This window comes from Staphylococcus sp. HMSC056G08 (genome assembly GCF_001812305.1).
GTDB classification, from domain to species: Bacteria; Bacillota; Bacilli; order Staphylococcales; family Staphylococcaceae; genus Staphylococcus; species Staphylococcus simulans.
In genome coordinates, this window is the sequence record NZ_KV808417.1 from 21,282 (window position 1) to 39,092 (window position 17,811).

General features: G+C 36.0%; 13 protein-coding genes and 1 pseudogene. 2 read left to right on the forward strand and 12 right to left on the reverse strand.

What is annotated here, in order from left to right:
* Window positions 1-99 precede the first annotated feature (99 nt).
* The 6 genes from fetB to HMPREF2846_RS00245 form a co-directional block, all read right to left on the reverse strand.
* Complete coding sequence (fetB, locus tag HMPREF2846_RS00220) at window positions 100-879, reverse strand: ABC transporter permease (protein WP_002479779.1); 780 nt, start codon at window positions 877-879, stop codon at window positions 100-102.
* The gene (locus tag HMPREF2846_RS00225; RefSeq protein WP_023015085.1) at window positions 876-1,544 is read right to left on the reverse strand and encodes an ABC transporter ATP-binding protein; all 669 of its coding nucleotides are present in this window, start codon (window positions 1,542-1,544) and stop codon (window positions 876-878) included. The genes fetB and HMPREF2846_RS00225 overlap by 4 nt, the downstream gene beginning before the upstream one ends.
* Window positions 1,545-1,712: 168 nt before the next feature.
* Window positions 1,713-2,456 carry a CPBP family intramembrane glutamic endopeptidase gene (locus HMPREF2846_RS00230; RefSeq protein ID WP_070625151.1) on the reverse strand — a complete coding sequence of 248 codons (744 nt, stop codon included), beginning with the start codon at window positions 2,454-2,456 and terminating at the stop codon, window positions 1,713-1,715.
* A 188-nt stretch (window positions 2,457-2,644) separates the two neighbouring features.
* A complete protein-coding gene (locus HMPREF2846_RS00235; protein WP_083309941.1) occupies window positions 2,645-3,433 on the reverse strand; it encodes a CPBP family intramembrane glutamic endopeptidase in 789 nt (262 codons plus the stop codon).
* Window positions 3,434-3,625: 192 nt separating this feature from the next.
* Complete coding sequence (locus HMPREF2846_RS00240; protein WP_070625154.1) at window positions 3,626-4,234, reverse strand: stage II sporulation protein M; 609 nt, start codon at window positions 4,232-4,234, stop codon at window positions 3,626-3,628.
* Window positions 4,235-4,444: 210 nt separating this feature from the next.
* Window positions 4,445-4,906: a DUF1307 domain-containing protein gene (locus HMPREF2846_RS00245; RefSeq protein ID WP_002479783.1), complete on the reverse strand. Its 462-nt coding sequence runs from the start codon at window positions 4,904-4,906 to the stop codon at window positions 4,445-4,447.
* 345 nt (window positions 4,907-5,251) lie between these two features.
* Here HMPREF2846_RS00245 and ppx point away from each other — a divergent pair, with 345 nt between their 5' ends.
* A complete protein-coding gene (ppx, locus tag HMPREF2846_RS00250; RefSeq protein ID WP_031262477.1) occupies window positions 5,252-6,781 on the forward strand; it encodes an exopolyphosphatase in 1,530 nt (509 codons plus the stop codon).
* 206 nt (window positions 6,782-6,987) lie between these two features.
* Window positions 6,988-9,156, forward strand: a complete 2,169-nt coding sequence (locus HMPREF2846_RS00255; protein ID WP_002479785.1) for an RNA degradosome polyphosphate kinase — start codon at window positions 6,988-6,990, stop codon at window positions 9,154-9,156.
* Window positions 9,157-9,252: 96 nt separating this feature from the next.
* Here the strand turns inward: HMPREF2846_RS00255 and HMPREF2846_RS00260 are convergent.
* The 6 genes and pseudogenes from HMPREF2846_RS00260 to HMPREF2846_RS00285 form a co-directional block, all read right to left on the reverse strand.
* A pseudogene (locus tag HMPREF2846_RS00260) lies at window positions 9,253-10,509 on the reverse strand (acetylornithine deacetylase); the annotation flags it as partial.
* Between the two features lie 41 nt (window positions 10,510-10,550).
* Window positions 10,551-11,330, reverse strand: coding sequence for a hypothetical protein (locus HMPREF2846_RS00265; RefSeq protein WP_070625158.1), 780 nt, complete (start codon window positions 11,328-11,330; stop codon window positions 10,551-10,553).
* A gap of 70 nt (window positions 11,331-11,400) precedes the next feature.
* Window positions 11,401-12,762: a gluconate:H+ symporter gene (locus HMPREF2846_RS00270; protein ID WP_070625160.1), complete on the reverse strand. Its 1,362-nt coding sequence runs from the start codon at window positions 12,760-12,762 to the stop codon at window positions 11,401-11,403.
* Between the two features lie 136 nt (window positions 12,763-12,898).
* Window positions 12,899-14,434 carry a gluconokinase gene (gntK, locus tag HMPREF2846_RS00275; RefSeq protein ID WP_070625161.1) on the reverse strand — a complete coding sequence of 512 codons (1,536 nt, stop codon included), beginning with the start codon at window positions 14,432-14,434 and terminating at the stop codon, window positions 12,899-12,901.
* A gap of 12 nt (window positions 14,435-14,446) precedes the next feature.
* A complete protein-coding gene (locus HMPREF2846_RS00280; RefSeq protein ID WP_060803590.1) occupies window positions 14,447-15,133 on the reverse strand; it encodes a GntR family transcriptional regulator in 687 nt (228 codons plus the stop codon).
* Between the two features lie 162 nt (window positions 15,134-15,295).
* Window positions 15,296-17,395: an AAA family ATPase gene (locus tag HMPREF2846_RS00285; protein WP_002479791.1), complete on the reverse strand. Its 2,100-nt coding sequence runs from the start codon at window positions 17,393-17,395 to the stop codon at window positions 15,296-15,298.
* Window positions 17,396-17,811: the final 416 nt, after the last annotated feature.

Below are 17,811 nucleotides of genomic sequence, written 5' to 3' on the forward strand. Positions count from 1 at the left end.
AAATGTAAGTGTATGAATTTATTTTTCAATATTCGCTAAAAAAACAGAGCTGTAAAGCAGAAATAGTTTCCCAGCTTTACAGCTCTGTTTATTGTAGATTTAGTTATCATCGTCTTCATCTTCCATCATACTGCCGATGAGTTGATGACGATGGTTAAAGAATTGTTTATAACTTAGATATGTTGCGATGAGTGCTGTTGTGATTGTCGCAGTGGTATGGATAAAGACAACTAAGAGTTGGAATTTGATGGCTTGAAGCGGATCCACGCCACTAATAATCATACCTGTCATCATCCCTGGAATAGAAACTAAACCATATGTTTTCACTGAATCAATCGTTGGGACAATCGCAAGTTTAATACTTTCTCTTACTGCTGATTTAGACGCTAACTTCGGTGTTGCGGCTAATGCAAGTTTACATTCGATTGTACCGTATTCTTTTACAAAAGCACGATCTAAGTTTTGATACGCAAGGTTAATCGCAATTAATCCATTATTCGCAAGCATCCCTGCGATGGGAATCAATTCATTACCGGTAAATTTAATAGCGCCCACAAAGACAATCACGGCTAATGGAATTGCGGTACCGATAAAGATAGATACAAATGAAATCCAAAAGACATGGTGCATCACTTTAGATGCACGACTGATTGTATTCCATGACGCGTTAATAATAATGATTAAGACGAATAAAATTAAAATCCACGGTTCATCCAAATCAAATATGAAATGCAGAATGTAACCTAAGATAACTAACTGAATTACTGCACGAATCGATGCGATGATTAAATCTTTTGCTATGTTTAATTTCTCTTTAATAGAGACTGCAATCGGGATAATTAATAACAGTGCCGTCAGGGCTAAGGCTGTTGTACTCATACATCAATTACCCCTTTCTTATCTTTATTGACTTTACCATCGACAATATCCACACGACGGTCAAAGTGTGACATACTTTGGTCATAGCTATGGGTAATCCACATAATTGATACCCCTTCATCTTTCGCTAAGCCAAAAATAACATCTTCTGCTTTCTCGGTATTATCCGCATCTAAAGCACTTGTGGCCTCATCTAATAATAAAACATCTGGTATGTACATCAACTGACGTGCTAAACAGATACGCTGACGTTCTCCTCCAGATAAAAACTCAACGTTAGTGTCTAAATCATAATGACCTAAACCAAATTCTGATAATAGTTTTAACGCTCTGTCTTTATCGAATTTGTCATTTCGCGCAATAGAAGGAAACGCTAAATTTTCTCCGATTGTACGATCAAATAAATCTGTTTCTTGCGGCATATAACTGATACGTTGACGTAATGTTTCCGGCTCATACGCATCGTATTCCTTGCCGTTATAATACATATGACCGCTCGTCGGACTGATTAAATCACACAACAAATGAAACAGCGTACTTTTCCCGCTGCCGGATGGTCCTACAACTGCGATTTTTTCGCCTTTTTTAACCGTTAAGTCTAAATGGTCAATAATCAGACGTTTATCCGCTTTGTAGCACACATCTTTTAATTCTAAAATCGCCATACTACTGCTCCTTTTCTTCAATCTAGAGAGATGACATTATCCATCACCTTTCTATTCCCTTTCTTATACAATTTAACATATTTCAATTTTGAAAAATATGACAATTATCTAAGTATAGAATAAAAACACTGACTTTATACTTAGCCAGTGTTCATGCATATCTATGACTTAAGAAAAGAAAAATAAAATAAAGCCGATTGCGTTGTTGAAGGCATGAAGCAAAATCGCAACCGCTAAGTTTTTTCGACTCATCAAATAAACAATAGAAAAGACCGTACCCATCATCACATAAGGTAAAGCTTCATATATAGAAGTCGCATACATCATATGTATACCTGCGAACAAAATAATGGATAATAGTGTTGCTAGAACATTGCCAATTTTCTTACCGAGTTCATGAATAATCACATGTCTGTATAAAAGCTCCTCTACAATTGGCGCGAGGACAACAATGCTGATTAATAAGAATGGCCATAACCATTGATGTTCAAACATAGCTTCAATCATAGCTTGGTTTTGCGTATTATCTAGGTGTAACACATGTTCCATAAGGTATCCTATACCGGCATTTAAAGTGAAAACCACAATACCTCCGCCAATAATTAGATACCATAGTTTAAATGCACGCCTGATCCTCTCTTTCGCGATAGGTATCAGATAACGTCTATGCATTAAGTAGAAAATGAATAACAAACCTAAACTTGAGGCATCTTGTGCGATACCGCCAAACTCTTCATACTTTATCATCGGAACTTCTCGATTAGTGGCACCATAATAAAGACCAAGCACAAGTTGCAGTAGTACTGCCGCACCAAATAATAAGAAGAAAGATAATGGAAATAGGAAGAAATCACGTTTCATAACTTTAGTTGAGTCAAAAGGATTTTCTAGTGTCTTTGTTGTTTGTGTCATGTTGTCACCTCTTGTTGTTTTCTTTATTGTACAAAACTGAATCAGATTTGCATAAATAAATCATAAAACGTTAAAAACTTATCTTAACCATCAAAGTCTATATAATGCGCGATTTAATTTAATTATTTCCTAGGAAATGAAAAAAGACTGCATATGCAGCCTTTAGAGTGTTTGATTATACTTTTATATTATGAAAATTTATCCATAATGAACTGACCGACTATGCCAATAAAGCCAATACCATTAATAATCATATGAAAAGCAATAGATACCGCTAAATTACGACGTGAATACATATAAACAAAGACTAATGCACCTGCCATGATCGCATATACACCGAATTCAAATGGCGAGACAGCCCCTGTTACATGAATACCCGCAAATATAATAATGGATAAAATAGCGCCAGCTGTATATCCGATTTTCTTACCGAGTTCATGGATAATTAAATGACGGAATATCAATTCTTCTATAATCGATGTCAAAATCACAATATCAATAAATAAAACTGGCCATGCCCAAGGATTATCAAAGAGTTGAAGAAGAATCATTTGGTTTTGTGTGTTATCAAATTGTAGATGTTTCGGTAGTAATAACATCAACCCACCATAGATTGCTTGTGCAACAGACATCGCTAAGTATGTAAGAAGCAACACCCAAGCGTAGCGTTTTACTTTCGCAAAACGTGATTTCGCAATTGGTATGATATATTTTCGATGCATCAAGTAATAAATCAGTACTACCACTATTTGACCTACTAAACTGCCGATCACATTCAACAATATAAATGTATGCCTTGTTAAATCACCAAATTGGCTTTCATATATTAAACGTAATGGAAACATCACTAGTGCAGTAATTAATGGAATCACAAGGAAGAACAGCGGAATCAACCAAAAATCTCGTTTCATTACACGATTTGACTGATAAGGATTATCTTGTGTCTGAGCTAATGGACGTTGTTCGTTTTCATTCACGATATCACCTTTTCTAAGCAGCTACTTATACGTTAACTGCTTGCTTTCGTTTCAAAACAAGATTATAACATATCACTCGTTTATTTAATGTGATTTTTGTGTATATTTTCAAAAATTCATTCTTAATGTTCAACAAAAATCAGACAAAAATATCATCCTAATGCCGACTATTAAAATATAGCAACATTGTCTTTAAGTGAAAAGATTATATATGAAATCTGTGAAGTATGTTTCTAAAAACGCTGCGAGTATGTATAAAGGTAAAGCAACTAGAAGATATACTTTTAGCAAATTACTTAAAGCTAGTTTAAATGAAAAATTTTGCTTTTTATTACTTCTAAATAAATTGCTTATCTTTCTGACGATTGCTTGATTTAATTTATATAAACCACTAATAACGATGCACATGGCAAATATCTCTATAATTGCATGGGGAATTGCGGATCCGACCATAATAATCCCTTTATTAAAATCAAAATGAATTGCAAATCCAAACATGATACCTGTAACTATGCTTGTAGAAATTATATTTAAACAGTACAAAAATGGTATTGGAATTAAGGAAAATATAAACATTTGAAGCGGAACACGGCCACCATTATTTAATATATATTCCCAAACTTTATTTAATTCTTGTGCATCCTCAAGGTTAGAAGGTAAACCACTTGATATACTTTTAAAAGTTTCAATTGATGGGCTAAAGATAAGCGATAACACAAAAGCAATTAAAATAAGAGTCATTGCTACGACGAAAATTTTAATAGTTCTCTTAAAATAATTTGAATCTTGGATATTTAACATAGTTAGCCTCTCTTTTTAAATTATCAAATTAATTGATTACTTTAGGAAGAATCGAAAGCTCTCCATCATTACCAATTTGATTATAACAATTATTCTTATTTAATCACGTTAAAATCTATATTTAGTATTATATTTAATGTTTAGTATCTGATTAAAAGCAACAAAAAACAACAAATCACACTGAAGTGACTTGCTGTTTTTATGATGAGATTATTCTTCGCTGAGTGGTTTTTTAACAGTTAAACCAGATTTTTTCAATGATCGTTCTACAGATTTAACATCGACGTAGTCATTGCCTTCTTTTGGCCCAGTCACACCGACTCTATGTGATAACTGTTTTAAATCTGCTTCTTTATAATCAATGTCTACTTTTTGAACTGCTTTGTCTTCTTTGATATCTTTTTTGTATTTAACACCTTTTAAACCTTCGAACACTTTTTCTTGTTTAGCTAAAATATTTTCAGCATCACTTTTCGAAAGTCCATTTTCGTCGTACTTAATTGTCATAATCATTGATTGTTTAACCATTTTATCGCCTTTATAAGTTAAAGTATCAATGACATCTGCCCCCGCTAATTCGCCTTGATATGTTTTGGATTGTTCTTTTTCACAAGCTGCTAAGACGAAAAGACTCAACATAATTATCCCCATAAAGAGAAGGCTGCGTTTCATATCGTTCCCTCTTTTCTTATCCATTTAATAAAATTATTATACCACCTTTTTTCATTTCCACGTATCTCTATTATCTATTTTTTATGTCCTATTTGAAAATTTAAAGTGTACGCGATTGCTTGTTCAAAATAATGAATATTACTATCATTTTAGTCTATACAGTTAATGTAGAATGTAATGTTTTGTGATAAAATTAAAGTGAGTAAAGAATGTGACTCTTGTTGTCATATCAGGCATTAAGCGTTCTCATTTTTTCTAAAAGAAGGAGTTAGTCATATGATTTTACCAGGACAGAAATTGATTAATCGTCTGCTGACTGCTTCTAAGCAATCAGAGGGGGTTCTCATGAAACGCATTGGATTAATCGATATCGGTTCAAACACCATTAGATTAGTTGTGTTTGAATACGATAGTAAAACAGGCCTTACGGAAATACAAAATATAAAAACACCTGCACGTTTAAGTCAATATTTAGAAGATGACTTAACAATGAACGATGAAGGTGTTCATGTCTTAATTTCAGCATTACAAAGCTTTAAGAAAGTCGCAGATGAATATAAAGTAGACGAACTGCATCCGATTGCGACAGCTGCAATTCGTCAGTCGAAAAACAGAGACGACATTTTAAAACAAGTGAAGAAAAAAATCGGTATGAAACTATCTATTGTTCCAGAATTAGATGAAGCTTATTACGGTTTCTATGCGATTATTAACTCTACTGCCATTGTAGATGGACTTTCTGTCGATATCGGTGGTGGTTCTACTGAAGTTACGTTATTTAAAGGAAAAGAGTTAATTCATTCTCACAGTTTCCCATTCGGTGTCGTTACTTTATCTCGTAAATTCTTTGAAGGTAAAGATCATAATGACAAAGATGCGATTAAAAAAATGCAGAAATTCTTAGACAAAGCCTTTGGTTCACTTGATTGGATCAATAACCAAAAAGTAGCTTTAGTCGGTGTCGGCGGTTCTGCACGTAACGTAGCACGTATCCATCAATCTGAAGTCGCTTACCCTATTGGCGGCGTGCATTGTTATACCATGACGGGTGATGACTTAAATCAAGTTTTTGATTTAATTGAAGACAGTTCACGTGACGACTTAACAAACTTAGACGGCTTAAGTCGTGACCGTGTAGATATCATTCTACCTGCTGTCGCTGTCTTTAAAGCATTATTCAAACAAGTAGATGCGACACAATTCACTTTCTCTAGAAAAGGTTTACGTGAAGGTTATGTGATGTATCAACTCAACCAAAAGATCAAAGATGCTTTTGATCGTTTTAACGTTCGTAACCGTGCATTATATCAATTGTCTAACACCTATAAACATGAAGGTGTAGGTGCCAAACAACGTGTCGTTTTAGCTGGTGACTTATTAGATCAATTAAAAGAACAAGACATTATCAAATTATCTGAGAAAGACCAACGCCTTTTTAAACAAGCGGCTTATATTTATTATTTAGGTCGTTTTATCGATGCCGATTCAGCATCACAACATACGTATTACATTATCTCAAACTCAATGATTGATGGTTTTAGTCACCATGATCGTGTTCAATTAGCGTTAATGGCAAGCTTTAAAAATAAAAGCTTATTAAAATTCTATAATGATGAAACCGGTTGGTTGAACAGTGACCAACTAAGCGACTTACAATCTCTTGGCGGTATTTTAAAATTCATCGATGCCTTGAATGTGTCACATACCAATCCAATCAAACGTATTGAACTCGTGAAAAATGATAAAGAGCATTATACTTTAAATGCCTATTACACCGGTCATCCGATTGCAGAAGAATATCAAGCAAACCGTCAAAAGAAACACTTAGAAAAAGTATTAAAAGGAAAAGTATCAATAAACTTTACAAAATCTTAACATTAATATGTTAAGTTACAAATGGATGTTTCTGTGGATTTAAGCATTTGTATACAATGAAATAAGTTATACAACAAGTTGCACTTGAGCGTTCAATATAAAATTTAAATTGCAATTACTGACATCTCTGAATGACATCACAGAACATAGTCATTTCAATTTTTTTATTTAAATAAAGTCTATTTACTTACCATGGGGTGGTCATTATGGAAAATCAAGTCGTTGAAAAAGATCTCAACAAACCAGAGTTTTACAATAACCGAGAATTAAGCTGGCTCGACTTCAACTATCGTGTCTTACAAGAAGCGAGCGACAAAACAAATCCTTTATTAGAACAATTAAATTTTATTGCGATTTTCGCATCTAACTTAGACGAGTTCTTTATGGTCCGTGTAGCTGGGCTGCAAGACCAAGTTAAAATGAACTTCAACAAACCCGAGAACAAATCTCAAATGACACCTAAACAACAACTGGCTGCTATAAAAGAAAAAAATACGCCACTTGTTGATTTACAGTACGAACGCTATAACGAATTGACGAATCGTTTACGCGAATATAATGTGATTACTACCAAACCACAAGATTTAAATGAAACGTTACAAAATGAATTAGAACAAGAATTCAAAAATAATATTTTACCGACGTTAACACCACTGGGCATTGATGCATATCATCCATTCCCGAAGCTTGTTAATAAAAGTTTGAATATCTTTGTAGAATTAGATACTGATGAAACAACAAATACAGCAATTGTTCAAATTCCATCATTAATTGATCGTTTCATGATTTTAAAAGATGAAGATAAACAATACGTTTTAATGGTTGAGGATGTTATCGATTATTTCATTGAATTCCTCTTCCAAGGCTATGACATCAGAAAAACTTTCACATTCCGTATTACACGTAATGCTGACTTAACAATTCATGAAGACGGTGCTGAAGATTTATTAATCGAAATCGAACGCTTCTTGAAAATGCGTAAAAGCGGTTCAGCTGTACGTCTAGAAGTTGATTCACGTAATACAAATGAATTAGACATTGAAGGTCTAAAAGAACAATTAGAAATTCATGACGATGATGTTTACTTTGTGGATGGTCCATTAGATTTAACAATGGTATTTGGTTTAGTTGGTTATTTAACACCACAACTGCCAAACTTACGTTATGACCGTTATACGCCGCAAATTCCTGAATCATTAGGTTACAATGATGTCTATGATTTAGCGTTAAAACGTGACATTTTCTTCCATCACCCATACGAATCATTTGAACCGATTGTCGACTTCATCCGTGAAGCTGCTGAAGATCCTGATACAATTGCGATTAAACAAACATTGTATCGTGTCAGCAAAGATTCACCGATTATCAAAAGTTTGAAATATGCGGCTGAACAAGGTAAACAAGTCACTGTTCTTGTTGAATTGAAAGCCCGCTTCGATGAAGAAAACAACGTCCATTGGGCACGTATGTTAGAAGATGCAGGTTGTCATGTAATTTACGGTATGACACATCTGAAAACACACAGTAAAATTACATTAGTGGTTAAACGCTTAAAAGGTCGTCTTGTACCCTTTGTACACTTAGGTACTGGTAACTATAACGATAAAACAGCGGAAATCTATACAGATATGGGTATCATCACAACACATAAAGGTATTGCTGAAGATGCGATTAACTTCTTCAACTACTTAAGCGGTTATTCAATCAAACCTCACTACAATGAATTGATTGTAGCACCGTTTGATATTCGTGATGTATTCGTAGAACGTATCGAAACTGAAATCAAAAATCATCAAGAATATGGCAATGGTCATATCATTATGAAAATGAACTCTTTAACAGATAAAACGATTATCAAAAAGTTATTTGAAGCATCACAAGCAGGTGTTAAAATTCAATTGATTATCCGTGGTATCTGCTGTTTGAAACCTGGTGTTCCAGGCGTGAGCGACAATATCGAAGTTGTAAGTATTGTAGGTCGTTTCTTAGAACATTCTCGTATCTACTACTTCCATAACAATGGAGATGAAAAAATCTATTTATCATCTGCAGATGCGATGACACGTAACATGATTAAACGTGTAGAAATTTTATTCCCTGTTCATGATGCGAAAATCAGAGAACGCTTATTAAACTTTGTGAACTTACAATTATCTGATAACCAAAAAGGTCGTTATCAAGATAAGAATGGCGTCTACCATTACGTTAACAACAATCAACTGCCTTTAAATTCACAACTTTACTTGATGCATCAAGCAGTTGAATTAGCAAAAGCTATCAAACACAAAACACCATTTACTGAGGCGCGTCCCAAGGGTACGTCTCAACCAAGACGTAATTGGATTTCACGTTTAAAAAATACATTTAAATCTTAAGATAAGTCTCATATCAATAAAGTGTGAGAAATAAGCAAAGACCCGCAAGCCGCGGGTCTTTTCATTTATTCATTTCTATTTTCCATTTTCTTCTGCCTACTGCTTTTTCATGGTTGATGCTGACTGAGGATGTTGATACCAATCTTTTAAGAATTCCAATAATACCGCACTATACTCCGTTAAATCTCGTTTATTGATTTTCTCATCCACACTATGTGCTTCTGTTAATAATCCCGGGCCATACAATATCGTCGGAATACCGTAATCATCTAGCCAACCACCATCTGTCACTGTTGTGGACATACCTGTCTCAAGCGGTGTGTGATGAATGGTTTCATGGGCTTTTGCTAAGGTTTTGAAACCTTCATGTTCTACTGGCAGTGTGAAGCTTGGGAAGATTTCACCTTGGTCTTCAATCATAGAAGTACCGCCCCATTCAAATTGAAGTGGATTATCTTTTAACCAGACATCCGCTTCAGCCACACGATTTAAATACGCTTCAATTTCTTTAATCACTTCATGATAATCTTCATCCGGTAAGAAATGAACTGTGATCCATAAACGACAAGTATCTGCGATAAAGGCAGGATTTCGACCGCCTTCAATAACCGCTGGATTAATCGTATTAGCACCTGCAGGCATATCTGGATAATATTTCATAACTGCCCAATGTTGTTCTAGTTCTTTTAACGCTGTAATGATTTTAGCCATCTTTTCAATCGCACTCGCTCCATGTAGGCCACCGCCTGCATGTACCATTTGGCTGCGTGCACCATCATGAATTGTCGTTTTACTTTGTATTGTAATCCAGCCGGTAATCACACCACCTTGCCCTAACGCTTGTGCATCACTTGTATCTAATACTAATGCCAAGTCAGCTTTAGGACTTAATTCACATGCCGTCTTAGTACCTGCTTCTCCGACTTCTTCTTCCACAACCGATTGTACAATGATGTCACCTTCTGGTTTTAATCCTTGTGCATGCAGTTGTTCTAAGACATAAAAGAGCGAAGCCATGCCGCCTTTCATATCACTGACACCTCGACCATACACTGCATCATCTACTTCAGTTAATTTAAATGGCGGATATTGCCAATGTTTAGGATCTTCTACATTTGCGACATCTACATGACCGTTTAATATCAACTTCGGTGCATCCTTATTTTCACCCGCTAATACACCAACCACTATACTGTCATTCTCATATAAAGGTTCACGTTTGACTTCAAAGCCTAATCCTTCTAAGTAATTTTGTATTTCTATTTGCAACGGATCTGTATTACGTGCTGGCGGACTTTCTGTAGGATGTTCCACTAACCATTTCAACAACTCAAATAAGCGACGTTCCATGTTCCTCTTCCTTTCTAAATGTGATTGTTTGTTTTATGTTTGTTTCACTTCTCGTTACCCTGATTTAAGCGTCTTAAATAACTGCGAAATCCTCGCATCACCCATTCATGTATCACTGCTTGTGTAGATTGATAAATGCGCCAAGGTAAATGCGGCGTAAAATGCGTTAAACAGGTATATAGCGATTGTTGCTTTTGAATAAAATAAAAAACTGAGGCGTTACTTTTAGGTTGATACAACAAGCTGTTTGCTTGAAGCGTAAGTTTGACACCATGCGTTAATGGCACTTGATTCATCGCAATCAAAGGACGTTTCATATTGAGTAAGTGAATATCAAAGCGTTCAGGTTGTCCTTTCACTTGAATAAGACCTAAAGACATTTTCTTTAAGTAATGCGTATAAGCAGTAATACTTTGATGAGCTGTATAGTCTTGAGATACCGACATTTGTTGAAGTGACGCAGCTTGCTTCGTCTTCACTTTTTGATATGCGATGATGTCATGATACTCAATCACTTCAAGTGGTCCAGCCGCACATACATAATCTTTAATCAATTGACGTAGGACATGAGGCTTACCATGCCACAAACCATCTCCAAACATTTCAGGCAATGCATTCATCAGCACGATATCTTCTTTTTCTATGTATTTCTGCCAATGTGCTAAGTCTAAATAATCCATTGGTTGATAAATTATACCTGGGTATTGATCAGGTTCTCGATTTGAGTCATATACAACAACAATTTCATAGTGTACCGGATTCAAAGTCTCTAATATGTATTTTGCGGTAAGCGAAATATCTTCTATTATCACAATGCGTGTCATGGTCTTCACCTCTTCATCTTTACTATAACAAAAAAGCACGCATCTAATGAAAGACACGTGCGTTCTAAATCTATACAAATAAACTTAAGAATAAAATAAAGATAAGTCCTGAAACAGAAATAATCGTTTCAAGTAATGACCAAGTTAAGAATGTTTCTTTAATTGTTAAGCCGAAGTACTCTTTAAACATCCAGAATCCTGCATCGTTAACGTGAGATAAAATTACACTGCCGGCACCAATCGCAAGCACAACTAATGCGACATTGACATCACTGGCTTGAAGTAACGGTAATACAATACCTGTTGTTGAAATTGCCGCAACTGTCGCAGAACCTAACGCAAGACGTAGAACTGCCGCAACAATCCATGCCAGTAAAATCGGAGACATCGTTGAGCCTTCGAACATCTTCGCAATTGTATCACCGACACCGCCATCAATCAGTACTTGTTTAAACGTACCGCCGCCACCGATAATCAAGATCATCATACCGATCGGATAAATCGCATCTGTTACAGACTGCATAATCGCTTTGTTGTTGCGGCCTTGTCGGATACCCATTGTAACCATCGCAAAGAGTACCGCGATCAACATCGCTGTATCAGCTGTACCGATAAAGTTGATAATACCGATAAATGCATTTTTAGAATTGTCTACATTCCCTGTAATCAATTGAACAACTGTAGCGATTAACATCAAAATAACAGGAAGTGTCGCAGTTAACACACTGACACCAAAGCCCGGCATCTCTGAGTCTTTAAATTCTTTTTGTGCACCTAATGATGAAATGTCACCTTCTCTTGTATAAGCAGTCGGTGTTAATTTTTGTGCAATTTTACCGAATACCGGACCTGCAATAATCGTAACTGGAATCGCGATAATGAAACCATATAATAATACTTCACCTAATGAAGCATGTAATTCTTTCGCGATAACGACTGGACCAGGGTGTGGTGGCAAGAAGCCATGCGTTACAGATAACGCTGTAATCATCGGCAATCCTATTTTAAGTGGAGATACTTTCGTACGTTTTGCTAGAGTAAAGACTAAAGGAATTAATAGTACAAGTCCAACTTCGAAGAACAACGCAATCCCGATCACAAAGGCAGCGACAACCATTGCCCATTGGACATGTTTCTCTCCAAATTTATCAATTAAGGTATCTGCGATACGTGTTGCACCGCCACCATCAGAGAGCAACTTACCTAAGATTGCACCTAAACCGAAGATAATTGCGATATGTCCGAGCGTGCTGCCCATACCTTTTTCGACGGTTTCAACGACTTTATCTAACGGCATACCTAACATCAACGCAGTGACCATTGATGTAATAATTAAGGAAATAAATGTGTTCAACTTCAATACAATAATGAGTGCTAATAAAATTAAAATACCAATGACCACCGTGATTAACGGCCAAATTTCTGTAAACATAACTTTTCCTCGCTTTCCTCATGAGCACCTATACTGACAGCGTTTACATCAGTAGTCAAAGAAAAAGCCGAAGTGCTTAATAATTATGGGTAGACACTTCAACTGCTTTTTCTCAGTGGCTCATGGCTTTTTGTTTTTATAAATGTTTTCTTTGGAAATCTGCGATCTTACGATATTGCGAAGCCAAACTACGACTCAAATCAATATAAATACTAATCAATTGCTGATAAATCTCTACCGCTTCTTGGTTCGGTTGATGTGCATGTGTTGTTCCGACCATGTCTTCGATAATTGAAAAGTCTTCAATTTCTCCTAATGCTTTCAGTCCTAGAACACACGCACCAAGAGAAGAGCTCTCATAACTTTCAGGTACAATTAAATCCGTGTCAAAAATATCCGACATCATTTGGCGCCACATTTCACTTTTCGCAAAACCACCTGTTGCCTTAATGGCCGTTGGTGTTTCACCCATCATCTCAATTAACGCAAGATAAACGGTATACAGATTGTATAAAATACCTTCAAGCGCTGCACGAATCATATGTTCTTTTTGGTGTGATAACGTTAAACCAAAGTACGAACCTCTTGCATCCGCATTCCATAAAGGTGCACGTTCACCCGCAAGATAAGGATGGAAAATCAGACCTTTCGCACCTGGTTCTACACGGCTTGCGATTTTTGTCAAAACATCATAAGGATCGACACCAAGACGTTTCGCTGTTTCTACCTCACTCGCAAGCAATTCATCACGCAACCAACGTAAAATAATACCGCCATTATTTACTGGACCGCCAATCACATACTGTCCTTCATCTAAGACATAACAGAAAATACGTTCTTTCTCATCTGTTCTTGGATGATCAATCACAGTACGAATCGCACCTGATGTACCGATAGTAACCGCTACTTCGCCTTTCTTGAAACTGTTCACACCTAAGTTTGACAATACGCCATCACTTGCGCCGATAACTACAGGTGTTTCTTTGTTTAGACCTAATAGTGTCGCATAGCGTTGTTTCATTCCTTTTAAGATATATGTTGTCGGCACAAGTTCTGGTAATTGTTCTGGTGTAATCCCAAGCAAATCTAATGCTGGTTTATCCCATGTCAATGTTTCAAGGTCCATCATACCTGTTGCTGAAGCGATAGAATGATCCATCACATAGCGTCCATAAAGTTGATATAAGACATAACTTTTAATATCAATATATTTTGTCGCTTGTTGATAAATCTCTGGATGCTCATCTTTCAACCAATAGATTTTAGATAACGGCGACATTGGATGAATCGGTGTCCCTGTACGTTTATAGATTTCGTGTCCGTGATGTTGTTGACGAATTTCTTCAGCATGTCGACTTGCGCGGTTATCGGCCCAAGTAATACTTTGTGTTAATGGTTTTTGTTCGTTGCCCATCGCAATTAAACTATGCATTTGTGCACTGAATGCGATTAACTTCACATCATCTGGTCCTACTTTGCCTTCTCGTATGACTGCTTTAATCGTCATTAAAACGGCATCAAAAATTTCATCTGGATTTTCTTCAGAGGTATCGACATCTGGTGTCTGCATGTCGTAACCAATATTATGTTTTAACAAATATTGACCATTTTCATCATAAAGAACAGCTTTCGTACTCGTTGTGCCAATATCGACTCCAATCATATACTGCATGGTTTGACCTCCTTATTTCTTCTCTAAAAATAATGCGCTGATATAATCTCCGACATCATCAAAATTACGATGGAATGCATCGCGTAATAATGTCGTATCGTTATGTTCAACGGCTTGTGCGTATACTTCGTGGTTGGCATGAATTCTTTCAAAATCATCAGGGTCCGTCTGCATTCTATCTCGCATCGATAACAAGATTAAACACAATAAAATAGGTTTAATATTATTCCAGCTGCTGAGTAAATAACGGTGCTTCGTCGCATGAATTAACACTTCATGGAACAAAATATCATGTTCAGTAAAAGATTCTGCATCTTCAAACTGTACCGCTACTTTCATCATCTCTAAATGCTTACGCATAGTTTTAGCTAACGCTGCACGTTCTTCATCTTTAATACGCGCAAACGCAAAAGATTCCATCATAATGCGTAAATCATACACTTCACGACGTTCAGCTTCTCCAAACGTTAAGACATCTGCCCCCATACGTTCTAAACGAATCAATTGATCTTGTTTCAATAATTTAAACGCATCACGCACAGGAGAACGACTGACATTGAATTGTTTAGCGACTTGATTTTCAGTCAAGGCATCGTCTGATGTCAATTCACCATTGATAATCTTCAAACGTAACTCAGCCGCAACTGTTTCCCCTGTTGTCATATTCGCTAACCATTGTTTCGGATATTGTTTTTCCATCACGCACCTCTTTTCGTTCTACATACTTGTATACAAGTATATTAATACAAAGTTTCGAAGATTGCAATCGCTTACAAGAAAGTAATAAAAAAGCCCTCATCCATATTTCTATAGATGAGAGCGTGAAATTTAAATGTGATTTAATTATTCAATCGTGGTGGATTATAGAGAATCTACTTTTTCACCGTTGATTAAGATGTCATCGCCATCAAGTGTTACTTCGATGTCTTTCACATCTGTGTGTTCTAGGTAGTAGTCTGTGATACGGTCACGAATTTCTCTTTCAACCACACGACGTAATGGACGTGCACCAAGTTCTGCATCGTAACCTTGATCAATTAACCAATCTTTAGCATCTTGGCTTACTTCAAGTGAGATACCTTTTTTATCAAGTGTATCAGCAACATCATCTAATAATAAGTTGATGATATCTTGTAATGCATCTTTGTCTAAATGAACGAATTCTACGATACCGTTGAAGCGGTTAAGGAATTCTGGACGGAAGAATTTTTTAAGGTCGTCCATTAATGCTTCGCGATCTTTTTCATCTTCATCACCGAAACCTGCGTTTGAAGTACAGATGATGATTGTATTTTTGAAGTTTACGACATTACCTTGACCGTCTGTTAAGTTACCGTCATCCATTACTTGTAGTAATAAAGTTAAGATTTGTGGGTTCGCTTTTTCGATTTCATCGAATAAGATGACTGAGTAAGGGTTACGTCTAACTTTTTCAGTTAAAGTATTAGAGTTATCATCATAACCTACATAACCAGCAGATGTACCAATCAATTTAGATACAGCTGTACGGTCCATGTATTCACTCATGTCTAATTTAATAAGCGCTTCTTTATTACCGAATAAGTCGATTGATAATTGTTTTGCTAATTCAGTTTTACCTACACCAGTAGGACCTACGAATAAGAAGCTGCCGATTGGTCTGTTACCTTCATCGAAACCTGCACGGTTACGACGGATGGCACGAGCTACCATATCTACTGCTTTATCTTGACCAATGATTTTGCTTTTTAGTCGTTTAGAAATGTTTTTCAAACGAGCAATATCATTGTCGTCCATTTGTGATACTGGAATACCAGTCATACGTTCTACAGTGTCTGCTACATCTTGAACAGTTGCTGTTGAACCTTCACCGTGACCTGATTCAAGTCTGTCTTGTAATTCTTTGATTTCTTTTTGATATTTGTCTGCATCAGAATAAGCTTCTTCGCTGACTGCTTTAGATTTTTTATCTTCTAATTCTTTAATTTCTTTTTCAACTTCCACTTTGTCTACTACAGGATTTTGTGCAGCTAAATGTGCAGCTGTGATATCTAAGATATCTAATGCTTTATCCGGTAATAAACGTTGTGGCACGTATTGGATAGATAAGTCTACACAAGCTTTCAATACATCATCAGGTAATGTTACATTGTGGTGTTCTTCGAATTTTTCACGAACACCTTCTAAGATTTTGATTGTATCTTGTGCTGATGGTTCTTTAACAACTACTTCGTTGAAACGACGTGCTAAAGCTGGGTCTTTCAAGATGTTGTTTCTATATTCGTCTTGAGTAGTTGCACCGATAACTGAAATTTCACCACGGCTCAATGCTGGTTTGATAATATCAGATAAGCCTTTGCTGCCTGAATCTCCGCCAGTAGAACCTGATCCGATGATTTGGTGAATTTCGTCAAAGAATAAGATGACATTTTTTCGTTCTTTAACGCTGTCTAGCAATTGTTGGATGTTTTCTTCGAAAGCACCACGGTATTGAGTACCTGCTTCTAATGAAGAAATGTTTACTGAGATGATTTCTTTATCTTTAATTGCTGCTGGTACATTACCTTTCACAATTGCTTGTGCCAATCCTTCAACGATTGCTGATTTACCTACACCAGCTTCACCGACTAAGATTGGGTTGTTTTTATTACGACGGCTTAATACTTCTGCAGTATCTTGAACTTCTTTGTCACGTCCGATTACTGGATCTAATAAGCCTTGTCTTGCTTCTTCAGTTAAGTTACGGCCTACTTTTTCTAAATAGTCTTCGCCGCCTTGTCCACCGCCAGCTTGTCCTGGTTGTGCACTTTGTACTTGTTGTGAAGGGTGACCACCTTGATGTTGTTGTAATGCTTGTAATTGTTCAGGTGATACTTCACGACCATTAATATAATATTTTTTATTTCCATCTGCATTTTGCATATCTTGCATCATTCTTCTAAAAATTGAGTCAAATTCATTTCCGAAAAATCCGTTATTCATATATTCATAACCTCCGTTAATTGGTAAAATTCCATTATTTTAAGAATCTCTGTCTGACTTAAAATAACTGTTTTACACTTCCATTTATGTTATTTCCTGTGGCAAGTACACAATACTTTTTCGCTGTGCGAGTCATATTATTAACAGATAAGTGCTTTAAATTCGGATATTCAATTAGTTGACAAGATAAACTACTTCTTACATTTCAAATATACCCACCTTGTCAAAGATTCAAAACACTTTAATATTACATGTTCTTTTTATTTCTCTACTTCTACATTATCTATTGTGTCCTTGCAATTTCATGTCTTGTTTTCAAGTTAAAATTTGTATAATTATTATTTGGTCAATTAAAGTCAAATAACTTAATTCCTTTAGTTATCGCCTCTATCAACCTTACATATGTAATTATAACG

Excerpts from the sequence above, each read along its gene's own strand:
- HMPREF2846_RS00245 (WP_002479783.1), bottom strand. The coding sequence starts at position 4,906 with ATGAAACGCAGCCTTCTCTTTATGGGGATAATTATGTTGAGTCTTTTC.
- HMPREF2846_RS00225 (WP_023015085.1), bottom strand. The coding sequence starts at position 1,544 with ATGGCGATTTTAGAATTAAAAGATGTGTGCTACAAAGCGGATAAACGT.
- HMPREF2846_RS00270 (WP_070625160.1), bottom strand. The coding sequence starts at position 12,762 with ATGTTTACAGAAATTTGGCCGTTAATCACGGTGGTCATTGGTATTTTA.
- HMPREF2846_RS00265 (WP_070625158.1), bottom strand. The coding sequence starts at position 11,330 with ATGACACGCATTGTGATAATAGAAGATATTTCGCTTACCGCAAAATAC.
- ppx (WP_031262477.1), top strand. The coding sequence starts at position 5,252 with ATGAAACGCATTGGATTAATCGATATCGGTTCAAACACCATTAGATTA.
- fetB (WP_002479779.1), bottom strand. The coding sequence starts at position 879 with ATGAGTACAACAGCCTTAGCCCTGACGGCACTGTTATTAATTATCCCG.
- HMPREF2846_RS00240 (WP_070625154.1), bottom strand. The coding sequence starts at position 4,234 with ATGTTAAATATCCAAGATTCAAATTATTTTAAGAGAACTATTAAAATT.
- gntK (WP_070625161.1), bottom strand. The coding sequence starts at position 14,434 with ATGCAGTATATGATTGGAGTCGATATTGGCACAACGAGTACGAAAGCT.
- HMPREF2846_RS00255 (WP_002479785.1), top strand. The coding sequence starts at position 6,988 with ATGGAAAATCAAGTCGTTGAAAAAGATCTCAACAAACCAGAGTTTTAC.
- HMPREF2846_RS00280 (WP_060803590.1), bottom strand. The coding sequence starts at position 15,133 with ATGGAAAAACAATATCCGAAACAATGGTTAGCGAATATGACAACAGGG.
- HMPREF2846_RS00230 (WP_070625151.1), bottom strand. The coding sequence starts at position 2,456 with ATGACACAAACAACAAAGACACTAGAAAATCCTTTTGACTCAACTAAA.
- HMPREF2846_RS00285 (WP_002479791.1), bottom strand. The coding sequence starts at position 17,395 with ATGAATAACGGATTTTTCGGAAATGAATTTGACTCAATTTTTAGAAGA.